General features: G+C 36.6%; 26 protein-coding genes, 1 tRNA gene and 1 other annotated feature. Of the genes, 6 read left to right on the top strand and 21 right to left on the bottom strand.

Annotation, left to right across the window (positions count from 1 at the left end):
- Positions 1 to 14 precede the first annotated feature (14 nt).
- From AB3H90_RS03545 to AB3H90_RS03520, 6 genes are all read right to left on the bottom strand, one after another.
- Positions 15 to 701, bottom strand: coding sequence for a methionine ABC transporter permease (locus AB3H90_RS03545; RefSeq protein WP_010719980.1), 687 nt, complete (start codon positions 699 to 701; stop codon positions 15 to 17).
- On the bottom strand, positions 694 to 1,728 hold the full coding sequence (locus AB3H90_RS03540) for a methionine ABC transporter ATP-binding protein (RefSeq protein ID WP_010719981.1): 1,035 nt from the start codon (positions 1,726 to 1,728) through the stop codon (positions 694 to 696). Before AB3H90_RS03540 ends, AB3H90_RS03545 begins: the two co-directional genes overlap by 8 nt.
- 76 nt (positions 1,729 to 1,804) lie before the next feature.
- Positions 1,805 to 2,074: a binding site (T-box leader), on the bottom strand.
- An 88-nt stretch (positions 2,075 to 2,162) separates the two neighbouring features.
- Positions 2,163 to 2,501 (bottom strand): glycine cleavage system protein H, encoded by a 339-nt coding sequence (locus tag AB3H90_RS03535; protein ID WP_034699629.1) that lies wholly within the window; start codon positions 2,499 to 2,501, stop codon positions 2,163 to 2,165.
- 1 nt (position 2,502) lies between these two features.
- Positions 2,503 to 2,859 (bottom strand): arsenate reductase family protein, encoded by a 357-nt coding sequence (locus tag AB3H90_RS03530; protein WP_010719983.1) that lies wholly within the window; start codon positions 2,857 to 2,859, stop codon positions 2,503 to 2,505.
- 5 nt (positions 2,860 to 2,864) lie between these two features.
- Positions 2,865 to 4,061 (bottom strand): FtsW/RodA/SpoVE family cell cycle protein, encoded by a 1,197-nt coding sequence (locus AB3H90_RS03525; protein WP_010719984.1) that lies wholly within the window; start codon positions 4,059 to 4,061, stop codon positions 2,865 to 2,867.
- Positions 4,062 to 4,235: 174 nt separating this feature from the next.
- Positions 4,236 to 5,054, bottom strand: coding sequence for a LysR family transcriptional regulator (locus AB3H90_RS03520; protein WP_010719985.1), 819 nt, complete (start codon positions 5,052 to 5,054; stop codon positions 4,236 to 4,238).
- Between the two features lie 318 nt (positions 5,055 to 5,372).
- Between AB3H90_RS03520 and AB3H90_RS03515 the strand changes: the two genes are divergently transcribed.
- Positions 5,373 to 6,335 (top strand): TDT family transporter, encoded by a 963-nt coding sequence (locus AB3H90_RS03515; protein ID WP_034699625.1) that lies wholly within the window; start codon positions 5,373 to 5,375, stop codon positions 6,333 to 6,335.
- Positions 6,336 to 6,535: 200 nt separating this feature from the next.
- Positions 6,536 to 7,576 carry a YeiH family protein gene (locus AB3H90_RS03510; protein ID WP_034866233.1) on the top strand — a complete coding sequence of 347 codons (1,041 nt, stop codon included), beginning with the start codon at positions 6,536 to 6,538 and terminating at the stop codon, positions 7,574 to 7,576.
- Between the two features lie 143 nt (positions 7,577 to 7,719).
- Here AB3H90_RS03510 and AB3H90_RS03505 read toward each other — a convergent pair whose 3' ends face one another.
- Positions 7,720 to 8,205 (bottom strand): methylated-DNA--[protein]-cysteine S-methyltransferase, encoded by a 486-nt coding sequence (locus tag AB3H90_RS03505; protein WP_025480241.1) that lies wholly within the window; start codon positions 8,203 to 8,205, stop codon positions 7,720 to 7,722.
- A gap of 216 nt (positions 8,206 to 8,421) precedes the next feature.
- On the opposite strand from AB3H90_RS03505, the gene AB3H90_RS03500 reads away from it, so the two are divergent.
- Positions 8,422 to 9,363 carry a glycosyltransferase family 2 protein gene (locus AB3H90_RS03500; protein ID WP_368016187.1) on the top strand — a complete coding sequence of 314 codons (942 nt, stop codon included), beginning with the start codon at positions 8,422 to 8,424 and terminating at the stop codon, positions 9,361 to 9,363.
- Positions 9,364 to 9,588: 225 nt separating this feature from the next.
- On the opposite strand, the gene AB3H90_RS03495 is transcribed toward AB3H90_RS03500, so the two are convergent.
- The 3 genes from AB3H90_RS03495 to AB3H90_RS03485 all read right to left on the bottom strand — a co-directional run bounded on the left by AB3H90_RS03495 (position 9,589) and on the right by AB3H90_RS03485 (position 12,523).
- Positions 9,589 to 11,070, bottom strand: a complete 1,482-nt coding sequence (locus tag AB3H90_RS03495) for a helix-turn-helix domain-containing protein (protein ID WP_368016186.1) — start codon at positions 11,068 to 11,070, stop codon at positions 9,589 to 9,591.
- A 137-nt stretch (positions 11,071 to 11,207) separates the two neighbouring features.
- Positions 11,208 to 11,603, bottom strand: a complete 396-nt coding sequence (locus AB3H90_RS03490; protein ID WP_368016185.1) for a hypothetical protein — start codon at positions 11,601 to 11,603, stop codon at positions 11,208 to 11,210.
- Between the two features lie 847 nt (positions 11,604 to 12,450).
- Positions 12,451 to 12,523, bottom strand: a tRNA-Thr gene (locus tag AB3H90_RS03485).
- Positions 12,524 to 12,642: 119 nt separating this feature from the next.
- Here AB3H90_RS03485 and AB3H90_RS03480 point away from each other — a divergent pair.
- Complete coding sequence (locus AB3H90_RS03480) at positions 12,643 to 12,885, top strand: hypothetical protein (RefSeq protein ID WP_010719992.1); 243 nt, start codon at positions 12,643 to 12,645, stop codon at positions 12,883 to 12,885.
- Between the two features lie 393 nt (positions 12,886 to 13,278).
- Here the strand turns inward: AB3H90_RS03480 and upp are convergent, their stop codons facing one another.
- From upp to AB3H90_RS03445, 7 genes are all read right to left on the bottom strand, one after another.
- Positions 13,279 to 13,908: a uracil phosphoribosyltransferase gene (gene upp / locus AB3H90_RS03475; protein ID WP_010719993.1), complete on the bottom strand. Its 630-nt coding sequence runs from the start codon at positions 13,906 to 13,908 to the stop codon at positions 13,279 to 13,281.
- Positions 13,909 to 14,142: 234 nt separating this feature from the next.
- A complete protein-coding gene (locus tag AB3H90_RS03470) occupies positions 14,143 to 15,090 on the bottom strand; it encodes an alpha/beta hydrolase (protein ID WP_368016184.1) in 948 nt (315 codons plus the stop codon).
- A gap of 532 nt (positions 15,091 to 15,622) precedes the next feature.
- Positions 15,623 to 16,867, bottom strand: a complete 1,245-nt coding sequence (gene glyA / locus AB3H90_RS03465) for a serine hydroxymethyltransferase (protein ID WP_034699610.1) — start codon at positions 16,865 to 16,867, stop codon at positions 15,623 to 15,625.
- Positions 16,868 to 17,098: 231 nt separating this feature from the next.
- Positions 17,099 to 18,130 carry an L-threonylcarbamoyladenylate synthase gene (locus AB3H90_RS03460; protein ID WP_368016183.1) on the bottom strand — a complete coding sequence of 344 codons (1,032 nt, stop codon included), beginning with the start codon at positions 18,128 to 18,130 and terminating at the stop codon, positions 17,099 to 17,101.
- Between the two features lie 191 nt (positions 18,131 to 18,321).
- A complete protein-coding gene (gene prmC / locus AB3H90_RS03455) occupies positions 18,322 to 19,161 on the bottom strand; it encodes a peptide chain release factor N(5)-glutamine methyltransferase (protein ID WP_368016182.1) in 840 nt (279 codons plus the stop codon).
- The gene (prfA, locus tag AB3H90_RS03450; RefSeq protein WP_010719998.1) at positions 19,154 to 20,227 is read right to left on the bottom strand and encodes a peptide chain release factor 1; all 1,074 of its coding nucleotides are present in this window, start codon (positions 20,225 to 20,227) and stop codon (positions 19,154 to 19,156) included. The genes prmC and prfA overlap by 8 nt, the downstream gene beginning before the upstream one ends.
- Positions 20,228 to 20,229: 2 nt before the next feature.
- Positions 20,230 to 20,814 (bottom strand): thymidine kinase, encoded by a 585-nt coding sequence (locus AB3H90_RS03445; RefSeq protein ID WP_010719999.1) that lies wholly within the window; start codon positions 20,812 to 20,814, stop codon positions 20,230 to 20,232.
- A gap of 233 nt (positions 20,815 to 21,047) precedes the next feature.
- On the opposite strand from AB3H90_RS03445, the gene AB3H90_RS03440 reads away from it, so the two are divergent.
- Positions 21,048 to 21,656 (top strand): class I SAM-dependent methyltransferase, encoded by a 609-nt coding sequence (locus AB3H90_RS03440; RefSeq protein ID WP_368016181.1) that lies wholly within the window; start codon positions 21,048 to 21,050, stop codon positions 21,654 to 21,656.
- Between the two features lie 140 nt (positions 21,657 to 21,796).
- Here the strand turns inward: AB3H90_RS03440 and lepB are convergent, their stop codons facing one another.
- The 4 genes from lepB to AB3H90_RS03420 form a co-directional block, all read right to left on the bottom strand.
- On the bottom strand, positions 21,797 to 22,366 hold the full coding sequence (gene lepB, locus AB3H90_RS03435) for a signal peptidase I (RefSeq protein WP_010720001.1): 570 nt from the start codon (positions 22,364 to 22,366) through the stop codon (positions 21,797 to 21,799).
- 207 nt (positions 22,367 to 22,573) lie between these two features.
- Positions 22,574 to 23,347, bottom strand: coding sequence for a DUF6681 family protein (locus tag AB3H90_RS03430; RefSeq protein ID WP_240273501.1), 774 nt, complete (start codon positions 23,345 to 23,347; stop codon positions 22,574 to 22,576).
- On the bottom strand, positions 23,344 to 23,844 hold the full coding sequence (locus AB3H90_RS03425) for a hypothetical protein (RefSeq protein WP_025480242.1): 501 nt from the start codon (positions 23,842 to 23,844) through the stop codon (positions 23,344 to 23,346). The genes AB3H90_RS03430 and AB3H90_RS03425 overlap by 4 nt, the downstream gene beginning before the upstream one ends.
- Positions 23,845 to 24,031: 187 nt before the next feature.
- On the bottom strand, positions 24,032 to 24,763 hold the full coding sequence (locus AB3H90_RS03420; RefSeq protein ID WP_063626591.1) for an epoxyqueuosine reductase QueH: 732 nt from the start codon (positions 24,761 to 24,763) through the stop codon (positions 24,032 to 24,034).
- Between the two features lie 153 nt (positions 24,764 to 24,916).
- On the opposite strand from AB3H90_RS03420, the gene AB3H90_RS03415 reads away from it, so the two are divergent.
- On the top strand, positions 24,917 to 26,317 hold the full coding sequence (locus AB3H90_RS03415) for a TrkH family potassium uptake protein (RefSeq protein WP_010720005.1): 1,401 nt from the start codon (positions 24,917 to 24,919) through the stop codon (positions 26,315 to 26,317).
- Positions 26,318 to 26,417 lie beyond the last annotated feature (100 nt).

Raw genomic sequence — 26,417 nt, 5'->3', positions numbered from 1 at the left:
CCTCCTATTTCTTCTTATCTTTTATCTGTTTTCTTTGTTAAAAAGTCCCCGATTCCTTGAACAATAAATACAATGACTAGTATCACTAACGTTGCCACAAATGTTACGGTCAGATTACCACGTTGGTAACCTTCTTGCCAAGCAAGACCTCCCAAACCACCAGCTCCGATCGCACCCGCCATCGCAGTAAAGCCGATCATTGAAATGGTAGTAACTGTCAATCCGGAGATCAGTGCAGGCACGCTTTCTGGTATCAAGACTTTCCAAATGATTTCCCAGTAGCTGGCACCCATCGCATCCGCCGCTTCTAAAACTCCAGGACTAACTTCACGAAAAGCAATTTCAACTAGACGAGCATAAAATGGGGCAGCTGAAAGTACCAAGGCAGGAATAGCAGCTTGCGCACCCAACATGGTTCCGACGATTGCTTTCGTGAAAGGAATGATCAAGACCATCAAGATCATAAATGGTGTAGATCGAAAGATATTACTAATAATCGAAACAATGCCATAAATGATTCGTGCATAAGGTTTATTTTTTCGTCCAATCGAATACAGGATCAAACCTAGTACCAAACCAATGATGGTCACTAATACCATGGACACCAACGTCATATAAAGCGTATCGATGAATGCTTGTTTCATCGTTTCCATGTTGATTTGACTAAAATCTAAATACGTTTCTGCAAAGCTTTTATCCACGGTGGATCACCTCCACTCCAACACCTTGTTCTTTAATAAACCGCTCTGCTTGATCCAATTCGTTCTCTGACCCAGTCATCAGTGTCGTTAAGGAACCAAAAGAACCTTCTGCTGTTTGTTTGATTTTACCGTAAACGACATTGATGTCGACGTTATACTGACGAATGGCTTGAGAAATGACTGGCTCGTTAGCATTTTTTTCGTTGAACACTAATGTCACTAATCGACCTTTTGGATTTTCTTTGATCAATTCAGCCAATAATTCTTTTGAGTCTGCTTCTGGTTCGATATCTTGTTGCACGAAACGTTTTGTTACTTCTTGTTTTGGATTTTTGAAGACTGTCAAAACATCGCCTTCTTCCACAACTTTTCCTCGTTCCATCACAGCTACCTTGTTACAGATTTTACGAATCACGTTCATTTCGTGCGTGATCAATACGATCGTTAAATGTAATTTCTTATTGATAGCTAATAAAAGATCCAATACTTCTTCAGTGGTTTGTGGATCTAGCGCACTGGTTGCTTCGTCACAAAGTAAGATCTCGGGATCGTTTGCTAACGCTCGAGCTATCCCAACTCTTTGTTTTTGTCCTCCTGAAAGTTGAGAAGGATAGGCATTTCCTCTACCCTCTAATCCGACTAATCCAAGCAATTCTTCCGCCCGTTCTTTGCGTTGGGCTTTAGGTACGCCTGCTAATTCTAATGGTAGTTGGATATTTTCTAAAACCGTCCGTGACCATAACAAATTGAAATGTTGGAAAATCATACCGATTTTTTTACGAAATGTTCTCAGTTCTTTATTTTTTAGTTTGGTAATCTCTTGGTCATTTACAACAACCGTTCCGCTAGTAGGTAGCTCTAATCCATTCAATAAACGGACAAGTGTACTTTTACCTGCTCCAGAATAGCCAACGATGCCGTAAATATCACCCTTTTCAACAGTTAATGAAACATCATTTACCGCTTGGATCGTTCCATTTTTGCCACCAAATGTTTTCTCAACATTGGTTAATTGGATCAATGACATATCGCTCACATCTTTCTTTTATTTTTTACATGGAGATCAAGTAGGAAACAAAAAAGCTTCCGCCCCCTTGCTTTAGCAAAAGGACGAAAGCTGAAACTTCCGTGTTACCACCTTGATTTGCTGCTATCTCACAATAACAACCTTTACCAGTACTTGGGTCATCGTTCTTTCATCATAATCATGCCCGTATACCGTTGTGCTGTAACGGGCACCCCCGTAGTAAGTTTGCAAGGCTCACCTACTCTGCTCTAAGACCATCTTCCATCTCATTTCCGTTACCCTTTTTCAGCAATCAGGGCTCTCTTTGAACGTCTGTGACATGTACTCTTCTTTTCAAAGCTTTATTTATGATTGTTCTGATTATAGCAGTTGGAAAATAACGTGTCAACATTTTACCGGTTACTTCTTTAAAATTTTCTGAAAATTGCTAACTCTTATAATTTCTCAAATTCTGTTGGATCGACTTCTTTAAAGCTTAAAAGCCAAGCATTCATTTCATCTTGATCATTTAAGACATTGATATCTTCATTGATTTTTTCATTCACGGAAGAAACCGTACCGCTTAACGGGCTAGCAAATTCACTGACCGCTTTTTCAGCTTCCACTTCGATCAAAGGCTCCCCGCTTTGATAAGACTGACCAGCTTTTGGCAAATTGGCAAATGTGATATCACCTAATTCTTTTTGTGCTTCATTAGTTAAACCGACACAATATTCTTTCCCATTAAATAAGATCCAAAGGTTATCTTTTTTCTTCAAGTGTTTCCCAGCCATTTTATATCAATACTCCTTCGTATATTTTTTCATTAAAACCGATTGCGACGAGTTGTTTGCCTTTGACGATCAGGGGACGTTTGATCAACATCCCATCACTTGAAAGAATGCGACTAGCTTCATTGATCGAAAAATCAGCCACTTGGTCTTTTAGCCCCATTTCCCGATACTTCATGCCACTCGTATTGAACAGACGACGTAATGGAATCTCATTATGTTCCAACCAGTCTGTGATCATTTCTTCCGATGGTGGACTAGCAATCATATCAATTACTTGATAATCAACATGATGCGCATCCAACCAAGCTTTCGCTTTTTTGCAAGTGGAACATTTCGGATACCAATAAAAACGATACAACAGTGTTACCTCCTAGAAGTTTTCGCAGGTGCCTCATTTTGATACCTCATGGATAATATCAAACCGATACCGATCATATTTCCAAGGATCGATGACCCACCTTGACTAATGAATGGCAGGGGAATCCCTGTTAATGGCAAGAGTCCAATATTAGCACCAATATTTTCAAATACATGGAACAAGAGCATCATGATTAAGCCGCTGGCGATATAAGCATAAAATTCATTGTTCGTATCAAAGCAGACACGAATCATACGATAAATCAAAATAAAATACAAGAAGATGACGAATGCGCCACCGATAAACCCAAAATTCTCACCAATCACGGTGAAAATCATATCTGATTCACGAACAGGTACATAGATATTACTTACATTAAATCCTTTACCTAATAATCCACCAGTTCCTATTGCGAGCAACCCTTGTGCTGGCTGATAGCTCATCCCAGTCGTGTCATGGAATGGATCAAGCCAAGAATCGATACGAGCAAACTGGTAAGATTTAAACCCGATTTTATATAATAAATCTCTTCCGCCTTCTGTGGTAACTAAAAAGATCGTCCCAGCACCGACAATCACTGCCAAAGCAATTACGGGCACGATAATGCGCCAAGAGATACCAGACATTAAGAAAACTCCACCAAAAATTGCTAAGAATACCAGCATGGTCCCAAAATCATCTTGTGCCATAATCAAGGCTAAAACCGGGAGCGTCACAATCAACATCTTGGCGATCAACCAAAAATCTGATTTGAGCGTTCGTTCCTTCATCTGAGTATTATGTTTTGTCACGATTAGCGCCATCATTAAAATATAAGCAATTTTCATTAACTCTGCTGGCTGAAACGTCAAGGAACCAAAACTAAACCAGTTTTTGGAACCGGTCGACTGGGCGAGGTTGCGGTCATAAAACTTTAACAAGAGTCCCATTACAATTAGACCAAAACCATAGAGATAAGGTGTTAATTTCCAGATCCATTTGGAATTCAAATGCATAATCACGACAATAGCAATTGAGCCCACGATATACCAAATCGCTTGCATCCCAACACCTCTTACTACCGAAGGGTGGTTAGGGTCATGACTCAGCGCGACATATAAAGAAAGCAATCCAATCAAACATAATAAGAAGACTGGTAATATGACGCCATAATCAATGCGATTATCACGATTATTATTAGAAGCTTTTATTTTTTTTTCCATGTTTCATCCCTTTTCTTAAAAACCATACTGTTCTATATTATAGCGGTCTAGCGGCATAATTGAAAGCCAAAGCAAATACATTTGGGAAAACTTAAAATTATTCTTATCTAATCATCTGCCTTGCTGCTCTTCAGTTAGACCCATCATCGAGATAACAGATAAAGTTCTGACGAATCATTTTTGATAGCGTTCATTATATCTCAAGATCTCTTTACCAATCGCTTGTAAATTCTCTGAAACTAAATTTGTTCGCTGGATCAAATAAAAATTTCGATGATACGCTAATTTCTCGGTTGGTATTTCTGGTGGCACCGCACGTTTTGATAAAATCGAACGTCCCACTCCTTCCTTTAAGAGAGCGGCAATGACTTCGTTACTTTTTACTAACAACTTTTTCCCATGGATATTTTTTTCTTCAAAATACCGTTGCGTATAATGAAAAACTCCAGAAGTTGTTTCTCGAACTAACCATAACTGACTGTCAGGATCCCCCGCAATCACTAGTTCATCCTCCATCAATGAAAACCTTTGAACACCAGAAGTTTCTAAAGGTTTTTCGATAAAACCAAAGTCAGCCTCGTGTTTTGCTACTTGTTCCAACGCATCATGAGAATTGGCATAGGCAATCACAAAATTAATTTTAGGATATTTCAAAAGCAAATCTTTCAACAATTTTGGTAACAGATAGACGGCAAAAGTGTGAGAAGCAACGATTCGGCAAACTTCTTCTTCATTTTGTTCATCTAGTAATTGTTGTTGTGTTTCTTGCCACTCCTCTAATAAAACTAACGCTCGTTCGTAGAGTAAATCTGCTTGTTTTGTCGGCTTCATTTCTTTCCGACCATTTCGCTCAAAGAGAATCACTCCTAATTCTCTTTCCAGCTGTTTGATTTGATTTGAAACAGCAGGTTGAGATAAGAAAAGTAATTCGGCTGTTCGAGAAAAATTTCTTGTTTCGTATACGACACGAAAAGTTGTTAACAATTTCAGCATGCGATCACTTCCATAATTATTTATTATAGTAACTATATCAACTATTTGATTTAAATATATCACGAAATGACTATAATAGTAAATGTAACGCACAATATATGAGATTGAAAAGCAATGAATGTTTCGATCTCGCTCAGACATAAAAAGATCGTTACTTGTATTCTTAATGATCAGTCAGGGCTACCGATTTGTTTATTTCCCAATAAATAGTCATTCATAATTATTTATGCAACCTACTATCAACCTTTCCACCTGACTGATCATTTTGTTCTGAGCTTTAAACAACACACTCATCTTATGAAAAGGAGAATTCAATTAATGAAGAATTTTTTAAAACTTATTCCTGTCCCGATTTGTGGGCTCATTCTAGGTTTAGCTTCACTAGGTAATCTGTTTAAAGAATATCATTGGATTCATCTAGGGAATATCATTGGTGGGATTAGTATGATTCTCATGATCCTAATGTTTAGCAAATTGTTCCTATTATTTGAACATACGAGACAAACATTACACGATCCAATCATTGCCTCGGTTTCACCGACTTTTACGATGTCATTAATGGTTATTTGTACTTACTTTGTACCATTTACGCACCTTTTACCAATCGTTCGGATCATCTGGCTTGGCGCTGTCCTGCTACAAGTGATTTTAGTTGTTTACTTTACTTACCATCATGTAATCAAAGCAGACTTATCACTGGAAGTCATTTATCCAAGTTGGTTCATTATTTATGTTGGTTTCGGGGTAATTACAGTAACTGCTGGAAACTTTTTCCCATTCATTGGCCAACTATTCTTTTGGCTATCTCTAGCTTGTTACGTTTTCTTATTGCCAATCATCATCCATCGGGTATTTTTCGTGAAAAACATGGCACATCCTACACTACCATTGATCACGATCGTTGCAGCTCCGGGATCGCTTTGTTTAACTGGCTATTTGAAAAATTTTGCGCAACCTTCCTTTTATTTAGTCGTTGCCTTATTTATCCTTTCGCAAACTTTATATTTTATCGTGCTATCTCTTTTACCACGATTACTTAAACTACATTTTTATCCAAGCTACGCTGCTTTTACCTTTCCACTAGTTATTTCTGCAACTGCTATGTTTTGTGCTGTAAATTACTTTCATTCATTAGGGATCGCTACTGGCTTTTTAACGGTCTTGAAACTGGTTGAATTAGTAATCGCTACTGGAATGGTGCTTTATGTATTAGGTCATTATATCCGCTTCTTGTTCAAAGAACATGGAAACACAAATAAATATGTCCCTAAAGAAATTTAATTAAGATGTTATTCTTCTGTCTTTTTCAAATTTAGAAAAAGGCAGAAGATTTTTTGCGTTTTTAAACTTTGTCAATCAAAACGAATAGTGCTACTATTATCAAGGATATTCTTGAGTTCAGAGTCGTCGTCCTCTAAATACGAGTACCCGTTTTTCAACTCTGAAACATGCGCACAGATAATGAAAGGAATTTTTAGAACATGAATCTACAAGTAACCATTAATCAATTTAAAAATCAAGGCTCACGAAGAATCTTACCTGGATTACTTCTTGCTTTTTCAGTAGCAGTCATGAGCAAACTTCTCGCATTGTTGCTCCCACAGCTTGGTGCTGCCACGATCGCCATTTTATTAGGGATCTTGTTAGGTAATACTTTTTTCAAACAACCTTCTTTAGCCATTGGAACAAAATTCGCTGAAAGCAAATTATTGGAATGCTCCGTTTTCTTATTGGGAGCAACGGTTACGGCTCAAACGATTGCTCAAATCGGCATCAAAGGGATTGCCTTCGTCTTGTTGCAAATGAGTGTGACGATCGTCGGTGCCTATTGGATCGGCAAAAAATTGTTGTTTAGTGATACAGCTTCCTTGATGATGGCAGGAGGAAATGCTGTTTGCGGTTCTTCGGCTATTGCAGCGATCGCTCCAGTGATCCATGCTGAAGAGGAAGAAAAAGGACAGATCATTACATTAGTGAATTTATTAGGAACGATCATGATGCTTTCTTTACCTTTTCTTGGCTTACACTTATACGGAGATCATTTAATTGAAAAAAGTGCCCTTTTAGGTGGAACACTTCAATCTGTGGGACAAGTAGTCGCTGGCGCCAGTTTGCTTGATGCTTCAGTTGTTCAATTTGCCATGCTCTTTAAAATTTTAAGGATCATGATGTTAGTTGCTGTTGTCTATTTATTTGAAAAATTTATCCAAAAAAAGACAGCTTCTGCTGAAACGATTTCGTCTGACAGTCCCAAGAAAAGAAGATTCCCATTACCATGGTATGTTTTAGGCTTTTTAGTTTTCTGCTTGCTCAACAGCCTATTTACGCTCCCAACTTTTATCGACAAAGGGGCTCACTTTATTAGTAATTGGTTTGAAATCACTGCTTTAGCCGCAATTGGTTTACGTTTAGATTTCGCTAAATTCATGAAAGAAGGACCTCGATTCTTATCTTATGGTCTAGCAGTTGGTTTACTGCAAACTGTTGCTGCGCTGCTATTCATTTGGTTAACAACACTATAACTGCCGGATTCCACTGGTATAAGCGGTCTGCCTTTGTTGGCTTCATAAAATCCCCAGACTTAAAACCACCTCTTCGTCTTAAAATAGTCACTTCTATTTCAGGGCGAAGGGGTGGTTTTTAGATCAATGATTCCAGTTCTTTTTTATTCAGATAGTGCTTTTTCTAATACAAGTAGTTGACGTTTGATCAATAAGCCAGCTTCCGCATTTCCCATATAACCGGTTAATTGACCGTTTTGTCCAATCACTCGATGACATGGAATCACGATTGGTAATGGATTCATGCGATTCGCTTGTCCGATTGCTCGGACCGCTTTGGGATGATCAATGGTTTCTGCTATTTTTTTATATGTGCGTAGTTCTCCATAAGGAATCTCTTGCAATGCTTGCCAAACCTTTTGTTGAAAAATCGTGCCTGTGTTTATTGATAACGGAAGTTGAAAGTCCTGCCGGTTGCCCTCAAAGTACTCAGCCAATTGACGTTCTGTTTCAAGTAGGATTTCTTGTTTCTTTCCTTGATCCTGTGCACCATTTACCGCCATTTCTTCAATCGGATGAAACGAAACCTTCGTCAACCCATTCTGATCTGCATCTAACCATAGTTCTCCAATTGGCGTATTTATTTTCATTTTCATCGTCTAATCCTGAATGAACTAGACTTGCCCTCCTCTACCGTTCTACTATTTTATTTATCTTGTATTATTTTAGCTAAAAATGCAATTTAAAGTTTTATTAAGTGTCAGCTTAATGATAAACTAAAAATGATGATTACTTAAGTAACAGAAAATACAGTTTATTTACTATTCTGTTCGAACAAATAATATTTGCTTGAAAGGATTTATCATATGAAAATATCAATTGTTGTCCCTTGCTATAACGAAGAAAAGACTGTACCGCTTTTTTTCGATGAAGTAGAAAAATTCAAAGACGGACACGAGTTTGAATACTTGTTTATTGATGATGGCTCCTCAGATGGTACGCTACAAGCCATTAAAGCATTAGCGAGAAAATATGAATATGTGAGATTCGTTTCTTTTTCTCGAAATTTCGGAAAAGAAGCTGCCCTCTATGCGGGTTTACAAGCTTCGACTGGGGAGCTAATCACAGTAATAGACGTTGATTTACAAGATCCTCCAGAATTACTACCACTCATGATTGAAAAAATCACGACAACTGACATTGATTGCGTAGGAACGAGACGCTCAACAAGAGAAGGAGAACCAGTGATTCGGAGTTTCTTCGCTAAACGGTTCTATCAGTTGATCAATAAAATCAGTGACACAGAAATGGTAGATGGTGCAAGAGATTTCCGCTTGATGACTCGACAGATGGTTGATGCTGTTTTAGAGTTAACCGAGTACAATCGTTTTTCAAAAGGATTATTTAGTTGGGTCGGTTTCAAAACAGAGTATCTTTCTTTTGAAAACCGTGAACGAGTGGCTGGTGAAACCTCTTGGTCCTTTTGGAAATTATTCAATTATTCGATTGATGGAATCGTCAATTTTTCAGATGCACCACTAACGATCGCCTCTTTCACTGGCGCTCTTTCTTGTATTGGTTCGGGAATTGCTATTTTATTTATCATTGCACGAGCCTTATTATTTGGTGACCCGACAGCAGGCTGGCCTTCAATGGTATCGATCTTTTTATTTATCGGCGGCATCCAATTACTATGCCTAGGAATCATTGGCAAATACATTGGTAAAATTTTCCTTGAAACCAAACAACGCCCCGTTTATATCATACGTGAAACAGAACAAACCATCGTTTCTCGTGAAAAAGAATAAATCGTGAATACTGACCGTTGTGAGAATAGCTATTTCTATTTCGAGATGTTCTCCCTTCGTGCCCAAGGTTGTCTCTATAAAAAAACACCTGAAATGAGCGTTTGATTTCAGGTGTTTTTTTATTTTTCTAGTTAGAAAATACATTACTTCTAAACACAACAATAACATTCCGATAAAGCTATTGAATAAATCTCTGTCACATTATAGGCAGGTAAAGAAAAAAGACTAGGTGGTAGAGGAAACATTGGACGTTTCCTTTTGATTTACGACATTTTTTTCGCTGATGCATTGTTTAATTTGTTTAATTAGTTCTTGCCAATTATGATTGTTGGGCAATCGTTGCCATAAGATATGGGTACATTGAAGGTTTCCTAAATGAAAGTCAGAAATATAGATATCCGTTTTCGAAGAAATAACTTTTTCAATGACTATTTTTCCAGCTAAGGAATATTGGAGATGTTCTGCAATAAACTCTTCATACGCTTTTCCATAAGAAAAATCCAACGTAATATAAACAGCTTCTTCAACTGCTTCTAAGGGAAAATTTTCAATCAATTCCATCATATAGTACATGTATAAATCTGCTTTTTCTTCTTCATTAAGTAAAATAGAACGAGCTGTTTCCATAATGGTTTCATTGACTTTCTGATCAAATAAAGGATATTCTTCTCTTAAAAATTGAAAATTATGGATATTTCCAAAACGATGATGGATATCGGGCATAAATAACAACCGTTCATGTATCGGTTGCACATTTTTCAATAACACTTTAAACAGACGTTGATCAACAAAAGTTGAATCAGCAATACCTTTTAGCATACTTGAATAATTATTGTTAAAAATTGACAGTGTCGGATCTAGTTCAGAAAAATCTAGACAAGACTTCTTATCAATGATCCGATTAACATATAAATAGGCATACAAGACTGAAGCTTCTTTTACTGCTACTGTATCTGATATTTGGTACTCTGTCTTCAATTTTCCTGCAAGTTTTTGAACCAATATTGAGGTCTGATCAACTTTGATCGTCAGATGTGCTTCATCCAAATACGCTTTTCTCTGAATCCGAAGCGCACTGATTGATAGAAATAAAGATAATTTATAACGTAAACTATTACGGATTCTAATTCTAAAAAATTGTTCGATCCAAAATACAAGCCGGTCACTTTGGTTTTTTTGTTGCTCAGTAAAAGGGGAATCAATCCCATTCAAATTATGGAGAATGCCATACCCTACCGAGCGAATCTTCCATTCATTCCCTACTATCTTATTTTTCTTAATAATGAGATGATCTTTTTCTAACAATTTATTGATTCGTTTTTTATAAAGATATAAAGAAGAATTTGAAATGTAATGATCGGTCGTAAATTTATTAATCGGTCGGTTTGAAAACAGCAGGAAAATAAGCAGCTGATAAGTTAGCGAACTATTTAAATAGTGCTGACGTAATTTAAGAATGTTCTCATCACAAATAAAAGAATATACTTGAATAACGCCCCGCTTTATGACAAAAAAATCATTTAAGCATAATTTCTGTTCTAGCTCCATTTTCAACTCATGAATTAATTTACTTAATTTAAATTTAGATATACCTGTTTTCTGCGCTAAAAAAGAGATTTCTACTCTTTCACCAAGTTTTGTCTGAATAAGTTCCAGAAGTTTAATTTTCATTTTTGAGTTTTCATCTAGCAACTGAACGATATCCATTTCGCCATTCCTTTCCCTAATTACTTCCAGTAGATGAATTCAATACACTAGAAGTATGTTAATTATTCAGTTTTGCTCTTTTTCCAAAAGACCTGATAGTTTTCAAGAGCATTGAATCCTATTCCAAACATTTCGAATCAGAGGCTAGAAAGGTTCTTTACGTTCGTTTTTGACAAACTTCGTTGTTTTATTTGTTGCTGTGTAGTTGGTTTTATTTGTTGTTTTATTTGCTGATGAACTTGATAAACGATCTGTTTTACTTCATTTTTATTTATATTTTGAGTTTCAACAAGCTCTTTATTTTGAAGTTGACTAGGAATTTTAGGCGCTTCATTTATCGTTATTTTATGGTAAACATAAGTAACTGGTTGATACTGATCATTCAATGCATCCATACGCTCATCTGAAAACTTTCTCTCATCCAAAAGATTTCTTTCAAGTGTCGCTGCGTAAGCAAATGTTGTCCCGTTAGTAAGAACCTGACCAACAACTAACCCCATCACCAATATCTGATAAATTTTTTTCTTTTTCATTTTTCCCTCCTAATTTAAAATAAATTCAAATATATAATTAGAATAGAGTGTTTTTTATTGAATAAACACCAATTTTTCCGTTTTTTTCTATTTTTTTCACTTTTAAAATAAAAAATAATAGTATTATGAAGGTTTGCTGATGTTTGCATATAAATATGAAAAATAAATAACTAATTTCAAGTGAATTTTTTTTGATCGTCAAATTTCTTCAACTTTTAAATCAGAAGGTCATGAAGCAAGATCATACATACCATCGTTTATTTCAATATAAAAATACAACTACAGAACTAGTTCGCTATCATTAATAACGACAAATAAATAACCAATAAAAAAATCGGTATAACATTTTAAAAATTAGCAATCTATATTTACAGTGAAAAAAAAGGCGACTTAGATAGCAAAAAAAGGAATAATGTGCCAAATAATTGACTTGATTTAAGAAAAAAATCATTCCCTATCCGCTTTTTTCCTATCCATAATTTTACATTTATTAGAAATCCCACTTAGTTTTTTTATAAAAGAGAACGAAACCTCTAGTTGTGCCAAACTCCTTTATTTTTCAACAGTTTTATGATTCCATCAGTTTTAGCACTTGATGGCTGTCATTTGTTCAACAAAAAAACATCAAAACTAGTAGAATCTACTAATTTTGATGTTTAAAAAATTGGTTGAAGAACCAGATCTTGATGCTTCTTCTCAGTTATTGAATAGTAAAACAGATCCAGAATCGACATCACCGTATCCGCTATTTTTAATGATGGTCCTTCCTCTACTTTTCAAATTCCTTACGAAAAAAAGCAACGATCTCAAAATAAAAAATCTTTGAGATCGTTGCTTTTATAAATGATGCCAGCTGCAGGGATCGAACCTGTGACCTACGCGTTACGAGTGCGTTGCTCTACCAACTGAGCTAAGCTGGCGTTTCCATATGAAATTATATACGTATTTTAAAAATTTGTAAAGGCACAAGTGTAAATTTCGTTCAATTTCATGATTTTTTTCATAAAACGTGGTATAATTGATATGAAAGGCAGGTTTTATGAAAATGGCAACGTTTGGAAAATTTGATACAACTATCGTACCGTCAGAATTTGGGGAAAAATTTACGATCGACACTCACGTGACATTTATGATTCATGGAACACCGCAAACTGGAACTATTTCAAAACAACTGAAAAACTCGGCTGTGGTTGAAATTGACAAAACAGATGAAAATGCCAATTTAATGACGCAAAGCAAAGGTGTAATCATCATCAATTACAAAGAATTGAAGAAAATTTAACACTGACCATCTCTGCGTTTTTTGGGATGGTTTTTTTATTTGAAAAATTTCATCAACTATCTAGGATCACTTATTCCATTCATGTCATCATAAACGTGCCTATTGCTCTCTCTAACTAAAAAAACAGTTTTTTTCTCACATCAATAAAGTCTTATGAGATGGCAAAAATCATCCTCTATTCTTTTGCTGTTCCTCTTGTTCACTTAAGATTCCGCAAGACTCCATCCGTTTTTTCAAATTCCGTATATTCTTTGATTCATCTTCTTGCAGCTATTCTTTGAATAAACTACTTTCTATCAAAACCATGATAAATTACTAGAATTAATAACAAACAAAAAACCATAATAGAATAAGAAATCCTACTATGGTTTGGTGCCTTAGCGTTTATTATTTTTATTTCGTACCAAATAAACGGTCCCCTGCATCGCCTAGACCTGGAACGATGTAGCCATGTTCATTCAATTTTTCATCTAATGCAGCTGTGTAGATGTCAATATCTGGATGTGCTTCTTGTAAAGCTTTTACACCCTCTGGAGCAGCTACTAGACAAACAAATTTGATATTTGAAGCGCCACGTTCTTTTAATGCATCGATCGCCATGATCGCTGAGCCACCTGTCGCTAACATTGGGTCAACAACAAATAATTGTCGTGCATCGATATCTTCAGGTAATTTTACGAAATATTCATGAGGTTCAAATGTTTCTTCGTCACGGTATAACCCGATATGTCCGACTTTCGCAGCTGGGATCAATTCTAAAATACCGTCAACCATCCCAATACCTGCTCGTAGAATCGGAATGATCGCTACTTTTTTACCAGATAACGTTTTTTGAGTTGTTTCTGTAATCGGTGTTTCGATTACGATATCTTCTAATGGCATGTCACGTGATACTTCATATGCCATCAACATAGCAATTTCGTCGACAACCTCACGGAAAACTTTTGTTCCACAGTCTTTGTCACGAATAATAGTTAGTTTATGTTGGATCAATGGATGGTCGATTACTTGGAATTTGCCCATTTTTCTGGTCTCCTTTGTTCTGTCGTTTCTTTTTAATTGTAAAACAAAAAGACCCAATTGACTAGTCAAACCAACAACTTTTCAAAAGAAAATAAAATAAATAAAACAACAGTAATCAAAAATAAAAAAAAGCAGTAAAAAATAACAAAAAAGCTTTGGACAATGAATTTTTTTGTTATTTTTACTGTCTTTTAGTCAGATTAATATTACATATATCTGGTTATATAAATAGGATCATCGATCCTGCTGTAACCACTGAGTCGCTAAAAGCATCGCTGCTCTGGTAGCATTGGTTTGGTCCAATGAATTGACCATCACAAAATCGTGGATCATCCCTTGAAAACGAACCTGGGTGACTGCCACACCTGCATCACGTAACTTCCGAGCATAGGCTTCTCCTTCGTCTCTTAAAACATCCGCTTCACCAGTTAAAATCAAAGCTGGTGGTAAGTCTGCCAACTCTTCAGAAGTCGCTCGTAATGGTGATGCGGTGATTTCTGACCGCTCTGAATCATCAGTTGTATATTGATCCCAAAACCATTTCATTCCTTCTTTTGTTAAAAAATAGTTTTCGGCAAATTCTTGATAAGAATCAGTAGTGAAATTGGCATCCGTCACCGGATAAAACAAAAGTTGTTTTTGGATCGGCACCCCTTGGCGTTCTTTAGTTAAAATAGTCATTACAGTTGCCATATTACCTCCAACTGAATCGCCCGCTACCGCTAATTCAGATAAATCTAACCCTTTTGATTCCGCTAGTTCACTTAGCTTTTGTAAGACTGCATAGCTTTGTTCGATCGCTGTTGGATATTTTGCTTCCGGCGAACGGCTGTACTCTGGAAAAACGACGACCGAGTTCGTGCGAACGGCTAATTCACGAATCAACTTGTCATGAGTTTGTGCGCTACCAAAAACCCAACCAGCTCCATGAATATAGAAAATCACTGGTAATTTATCAGTATTTCCTTCTGGACGGACAAAACGAACGTTGATGGACCCCCATTGACCAGTATCAACCGTTAAATCTTCAATGTCGACTGGTAGTTTATCAACGGGGGATTCTTGGACTTTTTCTAATAGCGCTCGTCCTTCTTCAGGTGGTAATTCGTAGATTCTTGGGTGGGGAGCATTTGCATCACTAAATTCGATTGCTGCTTTTTCTAATGAGATTCGTTCGGTCATCATGGTTCCTCCCTAGATTATAATAAAAAGCCAAATTACACCTCATATACTAGTGATCCCCAATGAAAAAGTCAAAAAATCAGTTTGTTTGTTTTCTCTCAAACTCAGTCAACATAAGCATTCCCCATACTTCCCCCAGTACCTCCGTCTTAGTTTATCCAATCATTAAAACAAAACCTCAACACTTCCATACCTAATCCATCTCAGTCCTATATCTCAGGCTATTTTAAATAGATCTCACCAATGTATTCGTGCTGCATCGATAGAAGAAAACTTTTGCCTAAATAAAACTAAAACACCCAAAAGAAGCGATTCCAATAACTTTCCCTTGAAAAAGTATCCACACACAATAAGCCATTTCAAAAAATAATCCAAAGAATTCCAAAAACAGGAGAAGCGATTTTGGATTCTTCGGATTATTTTTAATACACAGTAAATTTCAGCAAACTAAGAATTTTGGAACAGTTGCTTTTTTATGTCTGCTGATGGTACTTCTTGCGTTAAGCGACTCGTTTTGTAGTGATTATTCCTTTTATTTATTATATAAAGGATATTTTTCAGTCAATTCACGCACACCAGCTTTGACTTCAGCTAATTCGGCTTCATTCTCTTTGGCTTGTAAAGCTTTGACGATCAATTCCGCCACCTTCGCAGCATCTTCTTCTTTGAAGCCTCTTGTAGTAATTGCTGGAGTACCGATACGGATACCGCTAGTCTTGAACGGGCTAAGTGTTTCAAATGGAATTGAATTTTTGTTAACCGTAATATTCACACTATCTAAAATACTTTCGGCTTCTTTCCCGTTTAACTCTAATCCACGGACATCGATTAAAACTAAATGATTATCCGTTGCGCCAGAGACCACTCTTGTACCGATTGCTTGATTGAAGACTTTTGCCATCGCTTTGGCATTAGCAATAATCTGTTCACTGTATTCTTTAAATTCAGGTGTCAATGCTTCTTTGAATGCTGCTGCTTTCCCTGCAATGACATGCTCTAGTGGTCCACCTTGGATGCCAGGGAAAACTGCACTATTGATTTTTTTCGCTAATTCTTCATTATTGGTCAAAATCATACCACCACGTGGTCCACGTAATGTTTTATGAGTGGTTGTCGTAGTAATGTCCGCATAAGGGATTGGACTTGGATGGACACCAGCTGCAACTAAGCCAGCGATATGTGCCATATCAACCATTAATTTCGCACCAACTTCATCAGCGATTTCTCTAAATTTTTCAAAATCAATGATTCTACCATAGGCACTTGCTCCGGCAACGATCAATTTTGGTTGATGTTTTCTAGCTAAAATCCGCACAACATTGTAATCAATGACTTCTGTTGTTGGATCAACGCCATAGGCTACAAAATGGTACGTTTTTCCACTAAAGTTCACAGGAGAACCATGAGTCAAATGTCCACCTGCTGAAAGATCCATCCCTAAAATCGTGTCACCAGGTTCTACTAAAGCAAGATATGCTGCCGTGTTCGCTTGTGAACCAGAATGAGGTTGAACATTGACAAATTTTGCACCGAATAATTCTTTTGCACGATCGATCGCTAAACTTTCAACGATATCGACAAATTCACAGCCACCATAATAACGATGCCCAGGGTAACCTTCTGCATATTTATTTGTCAAGATACTTCCTTGAGCCGCCATCACTGCTTCAGAGACAAAATTTTCGGAAGCGATAAGTTCCAAATTATTTTCTTGTCTTTCTTCTTCTTTTGCGATTGCTGCCCATAAATCTGGGTCAAACGTTTTGTAGTCTACCACACACAACAGCTCCTTCTTTTTGTTTACTAAGAAATCATGAATCAACTAGCAATCTAGGCACGATCAGCTAAAATCCTTAACTGGTCATTCAGATCGCTGTAAAAAGCTATATCTCACGAATGATTGCTGATTCTTTCTCTTTTGAACATGATCTCTCAGTTTTATTCAAGTTTATTCAAGTAGAGTTTACTTTATTGCATTGTATCATAATAAAGTATGGGTACAAGCTACCTACGTTCTTTTTTCAAAATATTTTTGTCCCGCTGATTTTTTTAAGCGATTCATATAAGCATTTCCCAGACCTTCTTCTGGAAATACTGCAACAAAGATCATATCAAGTCCAAGGTTCTTCTCATCTAACCCACGTAATCCTGCAAATAATCCTTTCGTAGCGGCTTCTACTGAATCATCAAAATACATGTAGACTGCTGCTACATCAAAACGAACAGCTTCAGCAATTTTAGGACCTGCAATTACTCCAACACACAAATGTTCTTCTTTCGCCCATTTTACAGCGGCTTCCCAATCATTTTCTTGGACCATCATGACTTGCGTATCAGGCGAATAGTGCTTATATTTCATTCCTGGTGATTTAGGTGTTTCAGTGCTTTGGACTAAATGACGATCAACGGCTACCTTTCCACTGATCACTTTTTCAAGCTGTTCTTTGGTCACCGCTCCTGGACGTAAAATCATGGGTTCACGATCCGGATCACTGAGATCGATCACGGTTGATTCCACACCAATTCGGGTTGCACCATCATCAATGATCCCATTGATTTTTCCTTTTAAATCATGATAGACATGTTCCGCAGTCGTTGGACTAGGTTTTCCCGAAGTATTCGCACTAGGACCAACAATTGGTATACCAGCTAATTGGATGACTTCAAGTGTTTTTTTGTTATCTGGCATACGAAAAGCAGCTGTGGATAACCCACCTGTTACAATAGGTGGTAAAGACCCTTTTTTGATCTCAAAAATAAGTGTTAAGGGACCTGGCCAGAAATGATTGACGATTTTTTCCGTTAAAGGATGAAAGTTATCCACAAATTGTTTTACTTGCTCAAACGATGAAACATGGACAATCAAAGGATTATCTTGTGGACGACCTTTGACCGAAAACACTTCGGTTACCGCTTCAGGCAAAAGTGCATTAGCGCCTAGTCCATAGACAGTTTCAGTTGGAAAAGCAACGAGTTCGCCACTTTTTAATGCTTGTGCTGCTTCTGATAATTGTTCTTCATGATAATAGTTTGTTTCCACAGTCTATCCACACCCTCATTTTTCAATATGCTTGATTTATTCTACTTTATCCTCATGTTATCAACAGAGTGTTGATAACTATTTTGTCAATAGTGGATAAGTATGTTGATAAGTCAATAACTCGTTTTCATCTTTGTAAAATCAATGTTTTTTTATGATAAAAAAACATAAAAAATATTTTTCATCCACAATCAGCTCATCACAGAAACTATTCGTTCATTTCCAAATAAATCTTTATGAATACTTACTTGTTTATTGGGGAATGCCGTTTGAAAGATTTGTTTCACGATCTCCCCTTGGCTAAATCCTATTTCCAAAAATAGTTTTCCCTCTGGTTTCAAACATTGTTTTGCTTCTTTTGCTATTTTTTTATAGATGGCTAATCCTTCATCTTCGGCAAATAATGCCATTTTAGGTTCAAATGTCCGAACACTTTCATCCATCAATTCCCATTCATCGAAACGAATATACGGCGGGTTGGAAATAATGACGTCAAAGGTTTGATCACTGACCGGTGCCAGTGTATCTCCATGATAAAAATGGATCGCCAGTCCAGCTTGTTGCGCATTCTCTTTCGCTACTGAAAGAGCTGCTGGAGATAGGTCCACAGCCGAAACGTCCCAGTTCTTTCTTGCAGCTTTTAAACTGATCGCAATTGCCCCTGTTCCTGTTCCAATATCTATGACCTTCAAGTTTTGTTCTGACGTTTCTTGCAAACATCGTTCAACTAATTCTTCTGTTTCCGGTCTAGGGATCAAAGTGTCCTGTGTCACTTTTAGGCGGTGACCATAAAAGTCAGCATACCCCAACAAATATTGAGGCGGATAATTGTTCATCAAATGCTCCAGATCTTGTTCGATCATCTGTTGATCTTCGCTAGAAATGGGCTCATTCATCTGCAACAACCAATCAAGTTTTTGCCAGCCTTTACGTTCAAGAAAAAGAAATTGAATACTATGACCTTCTTTTCCATGATCTTCTAAAAAAGAAGAAGCCCGTGATAGGACTTCTAAATACGTGGTCTTACCCATTTTGCATTTCTTCCAATTTTGATGTTTGGTCATACATGATCAACGCATCCACGATCTCATCCATTTTTCCAGCAAGGATTTGATCTAATTTTTGGATAGTTAAACCAATACGATGGTCAGTCACACGGTTTTGCGGGAAATTATACGTACGGATCCGCTCAGAGCGATCACCCGTTCCAACGGCTGATTTACGGTTTGCATCGTATTCACTTTGTGCTTCTTGTTGAATTTTATCATAGACACGGGCACGTAAAATCTTCATGGCTTTTTCACGGTTTTTCAGCTGTGAACGTTCATCTTGCATTGCTACCACGATTCCAGTAGGTAAATGAGTTAGACGAACTGCCGATGCTGTTTTATTGACGTGCTGACCGCCAGCCCCTGATGCATGATAGATATCTGTTCTGATATCTTTATCTTCAATATCGATTTCTACTTCTTCTGCTTCTGGCATGACCACAACGGTTGCTGTTGATGTGTGGATTCGTCCTTGTGATTCTGTAGATGGCACTCGTTGTACACGATGCGCACCACTTTCATATTTTAATTTTGAATAGACATTTTCTCCAGAGATCATCATGATGACTTCTTTATAGCCACCGATACCAGTAATACTTGCCTCCATCACTTCCGTTTTCCAACCTTGTGATTCTGCATATTTCTGATACATGTTGAATAAGTCACCAGCAAATAACGCTGCTTCATCTCCACCTGCTGCCCCGCGGATTTCCATGATGATGTTTTTATCATCGTTCGGGTCCTTTGGTAGTAATAAGATTTTGATTTTTTCTTCTAATTCTTCTTTTTCTTTTTTCAAATCAGATAATTCTTCTTTGGCCATTTCAGCCATTTCATCATCCAACTTTTCACCTAATAGCTCTTCTGTATCTTTGATCCCTTGTACGACATCTTTGTAACGACGGTAGACATCAACAGTTTCACGAGTGTTTGCTTCTTCTTTTGACAATTGCATAAAACGTTTCGTATCTGAAATTACTTCTGGATCGCTTAGTAGCTCGCCCAGTTCTTCATAACGGTCTTCAATTGCTTGTAATTGATCGTACATCTTTATTCTCCTTCTGTCATAATTGATGGTTCAAAATAGTGTTTCCGACAAACGGGGTAATAGGCTTCATTTCCACCAATTTGTACCTGATCCCCCTCGTAAACTGGTTGACCATCGATATAATGTAAATTCATGATTGCTTTCTTATGGCAGAACCAGCAGATCGTTTTCATCTCTTCGATTTTGTCTGCATAAAGCAATAGATATTTTGATCCTTCAAATAACTCATTTCTAAAATCATTCTTCAAACCAAATGCCATCACCGGAATGTTTAATTCATCAACAATTTTCGTAAACGCAATTACGTGTTTTTTCTTTAAAAATTGCGCCTCGTCGATCAATATACAATATGGCTTATCCTCCATTTGAAAAATAACATCAAAGACATCTGTTTCTTCAAAAATCGGCGTGGCTTCTCTTTTTAACCCAATACGACTAGAGACAACACCAACACCATCTCTGGTATCGATCCCACTTGTCATCAAGACAACTGGTTTATTCTGTTCTTCATAATTATGTGCGACTTTTAAGATCTCAATTGTCTTGCCGCTATTCATTGCGCCATACTTAAAAAATAGTTGTGCCATTTACTTGCTCACCTTCCAGTTTGTTCCTATGGTATTATACTTGATTTTCATTATTTTTTACAGTGAGAATTTTTCATCTGGTAAAAACGTTACTTTAGATTAAAACACTCATACATTTAAAACAATAGCTGCGTGTCTTTCAATTCTTCAAAATCAACTAGTGGTTTGGGAAAACAGATTTTTTTGCTATACTTAATAAAATTCATCTAACTTATGAAGTCAGGAGTGACCTTATGTCAGAAATCTTCAATCAAATCGCAAACCATTATGATACTCCCGAAAGAAAAGCACTAGCAAAAATTATTCAAGACGAACTAATTTCTCAACTACCTTCTTCCACCAAAGAACTGACTTTTATGGATTATGGCGGAGGTACCGGTTTGGTTTCGTTAGCTTTAGCTGACCGATTCAAGCAACTTCTTCTAGTTGATTCCTCTGATGCGATGCTAACAATTGCTGAAGACAAAATTAAGACTAGCGGATTAACAAACGTCTCTTCGGTAACGTTCGATGCCACAACCGAATCCATCGATCAAAAAATCGATCAAAAAGTAGATCTTATTTTGATGTCATTAGTCCTACTGCATATTCCTGACACACGTTTGATCTTAGAAAAACTCTACCACATGCTTACGCCAAACGGTCAACTTTTGATCATTGATTTTGATTACAATGATGCGATCAACCATCCAAAAGTCCATAATGGATTTGACCATGAAGCACTTATGGCTCTACTTGAACAAATTGGGTTTCATTCCACGAATATCTACACTTTTCACTCTGGTAAAAATTTATTCATGAACCAAGATGCTTCTTTGTTTTTTGCTAGCGGAAAAAAATAAAAAATAAGCCACAGAATCCTTAAAATAGGAAAAACTATTTCGGATTCTGTGGCTTATTTTCTGGGCTAGACAACTTGGTCATGACCACTGTTGCCTACATTTTTGCTCATGCTCTTTCTGATACCTGCTCAGAAAGAGACTTAAAAGATTTTGATTTCGTTTAAAGGCCAGTAACGGAAAACTACTTTTCCTTGAATCATGTCTGCATCCACCAAACCAAATATTCGGCTATCTTTAGAGATCAAACGATTATCTCCTAAAACTAAATATTTTCCTTTGGGCACGACATATTCAAAATCACTTGTGAAATGCTGCGAATTTTCAGCCTGTGCTTGGAAAGCTTCACTGTAAGAATATTCATTCTGCAATTTATCTTTCGCAAAATCTTTTTTAAACTCATTTAAATAAGACTCATTATATTTTTTACCATTAATCGTCAATTGATCATTTTCCATTTTCACGGTATCGCCCGGCATGCCAATGATTCGTTTAACGATCATTCGTTCTTCATCTCCAGGTTCTTTCGTCGTGATAATATCAAAGCGTTCATACTTTGAGATTTTCGACGAGATCAATCGTTGACCATCACTCAACGTCGGATCCATTGAATGTCCATTAACGGTAACTGGCGTAAATACATAGACCCGAGCTAATAAAATAGCTGCTAGTACTACGATCAAAATACCCCAATTTTTAAAAAATTCTTTCACAACATACCTCCCGCTTTACTTTTGTTTTCTCTTCGTATTATTCAATTGATTTTTTTATTGTTCTTTTTTATTTTACCTTTTTTAGAAAGTAAAGGAAAGAATAAGAATACATCACGTATAACTCTATTTTTTTCTTTTATTATTCAAAGGGAGATTCTGTCATTTTTCATCCACAATTTTCCAATCTGTCTTGATCAACGTGATCCATTAACTTCGTGAATGCTTTCTTCGTTGACTTCTACTGTAAACCATTGCTTCATTTTCTGGTTGTTCTTTTTTCACGATAAGTTTTAAACGATAAGGCTCATGATACCTTAAGCCTTCTTTGACGAAGTCACCACCTACAATAAACAACCCAACTGGTTCGAGCTTTTCATCCGCCGAATCCATAAGAATCGTTCCAACAGGGGCTAAATCCGAGTAGCTGCGCCCAATACTCAACTGATATTCTTTTTCTGCTACTTTTTTAACGTAATAATAAGGATAAAGTGTGTTACGATCCACAAGATAGCCATCCATTCTTCCTAGATCATTTGTTTTAATCTCACCATTCCCGATTAAATAACGCATGTTTTCAGCTAATCGCAATTGATAATCTTCATCATAAGAAACACTGACTTCTTTCGTGTTCACTTTGTCGATTGCACCGCTATTCAGTATCGCTTCTTCTGTTTGAATATTGAATGCTTCTTCCGGTAAATATTTGACAAACAATTGTGTCACATCCGCTTTGGTATTCTTATCCAGAAAGTAATAAAATACATTCAAAATGATAAAATACACTAACACTAAAAAGCCGATTCCATACAAGAAAAATTGTAAGTAATTTTGGTTTTGCCAAAGTCCATAAATAATCCGTAAAAGATACATCGTTGGGATCACACTTAAAATCGTATAGCCTCGATTTAAATATTTAGGACTAATATCTAAATAACCTAAAAACTTATGCACGCTATTGATAATATCTAATAAAATTGTCATTGTGAATCACCTGCTTGCTGATTATACACTTGCTTCCCATCTGTATTTTGGGTTGGCGTTACATTTTTCACGGTAGCCTCTCCACTATCTTGTCCTTCAGTACTTGGTGTCGTATTACTTGGTACTGTTGACGAACTTGAGCTTGGTTCTGTATGATTTCCTCCATTGATCGCATTCGTATCACTGGTTTCGGATGAACTGCTTCCTTGCTTGTCAGACTTTTCTTTCGAACTACTTGGTTGCTCTGTAGAATACGTATTTTCATTGGTTGAACTCGTATTTTCTTCCCATGTGCTCGATGAATCATTCGTCTGATCCAGTGTTGTCGACGTTTCATTAGATGTGGTCTCTGGTGTTGATGTTGGTGTTGTTTCTTCCACCGAACTTGAACTAGGGGTACGATAACTTGAACTGTTGACAACACCGGTCGCAGTAGCAACGATTGTTGAAATAGTTAAGACTGCTATTGGTTTCAAAATAGGTGCTACTTTTCGCATCATATCTCTTCCTTTATGTTTTATTTTTCATCACTATTATTTTTTATGCTTGGTCTAAAATTCATTTTTCCACCAAACTGAATATTCGTTTTCAATCGAATCAATCGCTTTTATTTTGACACTTAATTATACTTAACATAAATTTCTTATTTTTTTCTTACGTTTTCTTGAAAATTTTATAATAGAGCTAATTAATTGAAATTTTTGAACTTGCTAAATAATCCTTTGCTTCTTGATTTATTTTCTTTAAATCACAACCTTGCTGTTTAGCTGCAAAGACACAGCCACAGTAACACTGACGAAAAATGTCATACTCTTTACACATCTGGATCGATCGCTCATATCCTTTATTTTTCTTAAAATCACTTGGTAAGTAATGAGTTCCATAAATTTTTTGGATATCCATCCCGATTTGGTTGATCAGAGCAGCATTTTTCTTGGGTGAGATCGTTAATGCACTCCCAAAATAATCATAACCAAGTTCTTGGGCTTTTTGTGCTACCAGGTCTAAACGCATATTAAAACAGGCACTACATCTTGCGCCACCTTCTTTTTCTTCCGTAAGGCCTTGCGTAATGACCATTTTATTAAACTCGCTGGGGCGGTAATCATCAACGATCAGCTGAACATGATGATTGGTTTGCTCGTTAAACTGATCAACAAATCGCTTTTGTTCATGGAGTCTTCTTAAATATTCATTTTTAGGGTGGATATTAGAATTTGAAAAAAATAAAGTAACCTCTGCAAATTGGCACATAAATTCTAACGTATGTGTGCTACAAGGAGCACAACAAGTATGGATTAATATTTTTGGTCGAGTTTCTTCTTGTTGCCATTGTTGGATCATTTTTTGTAGTACTCGATCATAATTTATTTTCTGGTTTTTCATTTTTTCAACAATTACCTTTGCATCAATCATTGGGAGACCTCGCTATTCTTCAATTCTTCCATAATTATATGCTATTTGATAGCAAATCAAAAGAAAACGTACATTTTGTTTAAGATTTCTTTGAGTATTATTTATAACCTCGGTATACTGAAAGAAACAACTTTTAAAAAGGAGGATAGTTTCTTGAAATTAACCCTTTTCATGCGGAAATTAAGACGTCGAAGCGAACGTTACGCTTCTAGTCACTTTTCTTCAATCCAAGTCATTGTTTTTTACTATCTTATTATGACCATTGTCTCTTTAGGATTGTTTTACATTCCTTTTTTTCGTGAACCAGATAGTCATGTACCTTTTATCGATATGCTTTTCATGGCGATCAGTACAATCAGTGTAACGGGATTGTCCACATTTGATATTAATTCGGCTTTTAATGATAACGGGGTAATCTTACTTGAAATACTATTCCAAGTAGGTGGATTAGGGATTATGATGATCTCTACTGCTTTTATTATCTTTTCTAAACGAAGAATCACGTTACGACAGCGACAACTGATCATGACGGATATGAATCAGCCACGATTATCTGGTATTGTTCGTTTGATTCGTATCACCTTTGTAATTTTGTTGTGGTTCCAAGTCCTTTTTGGCGCTTTCTTTTCCATTTATTTCTATTATCGAGGCTACTTTGATCATTGGCGGGATGCTCTTTTCTATGGATTTTACCAATCGATTTCTGCTGTGACCAATTCGGGTTTCGATGTCACAGGAAACTCAATCGAGCCGTTTGCACATGACTATCTGTTCCTATTTGTTATCATGTTTTTGATTTTTATTGGTGGGATAGGATTTCCTGTTTTGATGGAATTTCGTGAATGGATTTTGTATAAACGCTCAAAAGCAAAATTACCGTTTCGCTTTTCCTTATTTACAAAATTAGCGGTTTTAGCCTTTATCATCTTATTTGTTGGTGGGACGCTGTTAATCTTTTTACTTGAAAAAGACCATCTTTTTCAAGATTCTAGTTTAAGTGTCAAGTGGATCAATTCTATGTTTTACTCTATGACTACTCGTAATGCTGGCTTACAAATCCATGATTTGGGTAATTTCCAAATCACTACATTGATCGTTTTTTCTTTATTGATGTTCATTGGATGTAGCCCCAGTTCGGTAGGTGGTGGGATTCGTACAACGACCGTAGCAATTATTGGTCTTTATCTCTACTCTTTCCTTAAAAGCGAAGACAACATCAATATTTTTGGTCGTCGAATCGATAATGATGATGTGCGTAAGTCAGTCGTTGTATTTATGTTATCTCTTGGTATGTGTTTTTTCTGTATCGTCTTTTTATCAGCTACAGAAAATCAGCCTTTAATTGCAATTATCGTTGAAGTAACTTCAGCCTTCGGAACCACTGGCTTATCCCTGGGAATTACTGGGAACTTGTCAGTAATTGGGAAAATCACGATCGCAGCTTTAATGTTTATCGGTCGTATCGGTATGTTGTATACTTTGATGTTATTTGTTCCAAAAGAAACACGAGATTTAGGCTACGAATACCCTACTGAAAAAATTATCATTGGGTAAAATTTCAGACAATCGACAAACCTTGAAAGGCTGAATCTGTGTTTAGTATACAAAAATGCATCCTGTGTCGCTCTAATAAAAATAACCCAAAGTAGTCAGA

Source organism: Enterococcus sp. C63 (assembly GCF_040887215.1).
Taxonomy (GTDB): domain Bacteria; phylum Bacillota; class Bacilli; order Lactobacillales; family Enterococcaceae; genus Enterococcus_B; species Enterococcus_B hirae.
The sequence above is the reverse complement of the archived record's forward strand: the minus strand, read 5'-3'. Positions and strand labels throughout refer to the sequence as shown.

Coding starts and splice junctions, on each gene's coding strand:
- AB3H90_RS03535 (WP_034699629.1), bottom strand. CDS start 2,501: ATGGCTGGGAAACACTTGAAGAAAAAAGATAACCTTTGGATCTTATTT.
- AB3H90_RS03525 (WP_010719984.1), bottom strand. CDS start 4,061: ATGGAAAAAAAAATAAAAGCTTCTAATAATAATCGTGATAATCGCATT.
- AB3H90_RS03520 (WP_010719985.1), bottom strand. CDS start 5,054: ATGCTGAAATTGTTAACAACTTTTCGTGTCGTATACGAAACAAGAAAT.
- AB3H90_RS03500 (WP_368016187.1), top strand. CDS start 8,422: ATGAAAATATCAATTGTTGTCCCTTGCTATAACGAAGAAAAGACTGTA.
- AB3H90_RS03420 (WP_063626591.1), bottom strand. CDS start 24,763: ATGATTGATGCAAAGGTAATTGTTGAAAAAATGAAAAACCAGAAAATA.
- upp (WP_010719993.1), bottom strand. CDS start 13,908: ATGGGCAAATTCCAAGTAATCGACCATCCATTGATCCAACATAAACTA.
- AB3H90_RS03470 (WP_368016184.1), bottom strand. CDS start 15,090: ATGACCGAACGAATCTCATTAGAAAAAGCAGCAATCGAATTTAGTGAT.
- AB3H90_RS03490 (WP_368016185.1), bottom strand. CDS start 11,603: ATGAAAAAGAAAAAAATTTATCAGATATTGGTGATGGGGTTAGTTGTT.
- AB3H90_RS03440 (WP_368016181.1), top strand. CDS start 21,048: ATGTCAGAAATCTTCAATCAAATCGCAAACCATTATGATACTCCCGAA.
- prmC (WP_368016182.1), bottom strand. CDS start 19,161: ATGGGTAAGACCACGTATTTAGAAGTCCTATCACGGGCTTCTTCTTTT.
- AB3H90_RS03480 (WP_010719992.1), top strand. CDS start 12,643: ATGAAAATGGCAACGTTTGGAAAATTTGATACAACTATCGTACCGTCA.
- prfA (WP_010719998.1), bottom strand. CDS start 20,227: ATGTACGATCAATTACAAGCAATTGAAGACCGTTATGAAGAACTGGGC.
- AB3H90_RS03445 (WP_010719999.1), bottom strand. CDS start 20,814: ATGGCACAACTATTTTTTAAGTATGGCGCAATGAATAGCGGCAAGACA.
- AB3H90_RS03505 (WP_025480241.1), bottom strand. CDS start 8,205: ATGAAAATAAATACGCCAATTGGAGAACTATGGTTAGATGCAGATCAG.
- AB3H90_RS03510 (WP_034866233.1), top strand. CDS start 6,536: ATGAATCTACAAGTAACCATTAATCAATTTAAAAATCAAGGCTCACGA.
- AB3H90_RS03515 (WP_034699625.1), top strand. CDS start 5,373: ATGAAGAATTTTTTAAAACTTATTCCTGTCCCGATTTGTGGGCTCATT.
- AB3H90_RS03540 (WP_010719981.1), bottom strand. CDS start 1,728: ATGTCATTGATCCAATTAACCAATGTTGAGAAAACATTTGGTGGCAAA.
- AB3H90_RS03425 (WP_025480242.1), bottom strand. CDS start 23,844: ATGCGAAAAGTAGCACCTATTTTGAAACCAATAGCAGTCTTAACTATT.
- AB3H90_RS03495 (WP_368016186.1), bottom strand. CDS start 11,070: ATGGATATCGTTCAGTTGCTAGATGAAAACTCAAAAATGAAAATTAAA.
- AB3H90_RS03430 (WP_240273501.1), bottom strand. CDS start 23,347: ATGACAATTTTATTAGATATTATCAATAGCGTGCATAAGTTTTTAGGT.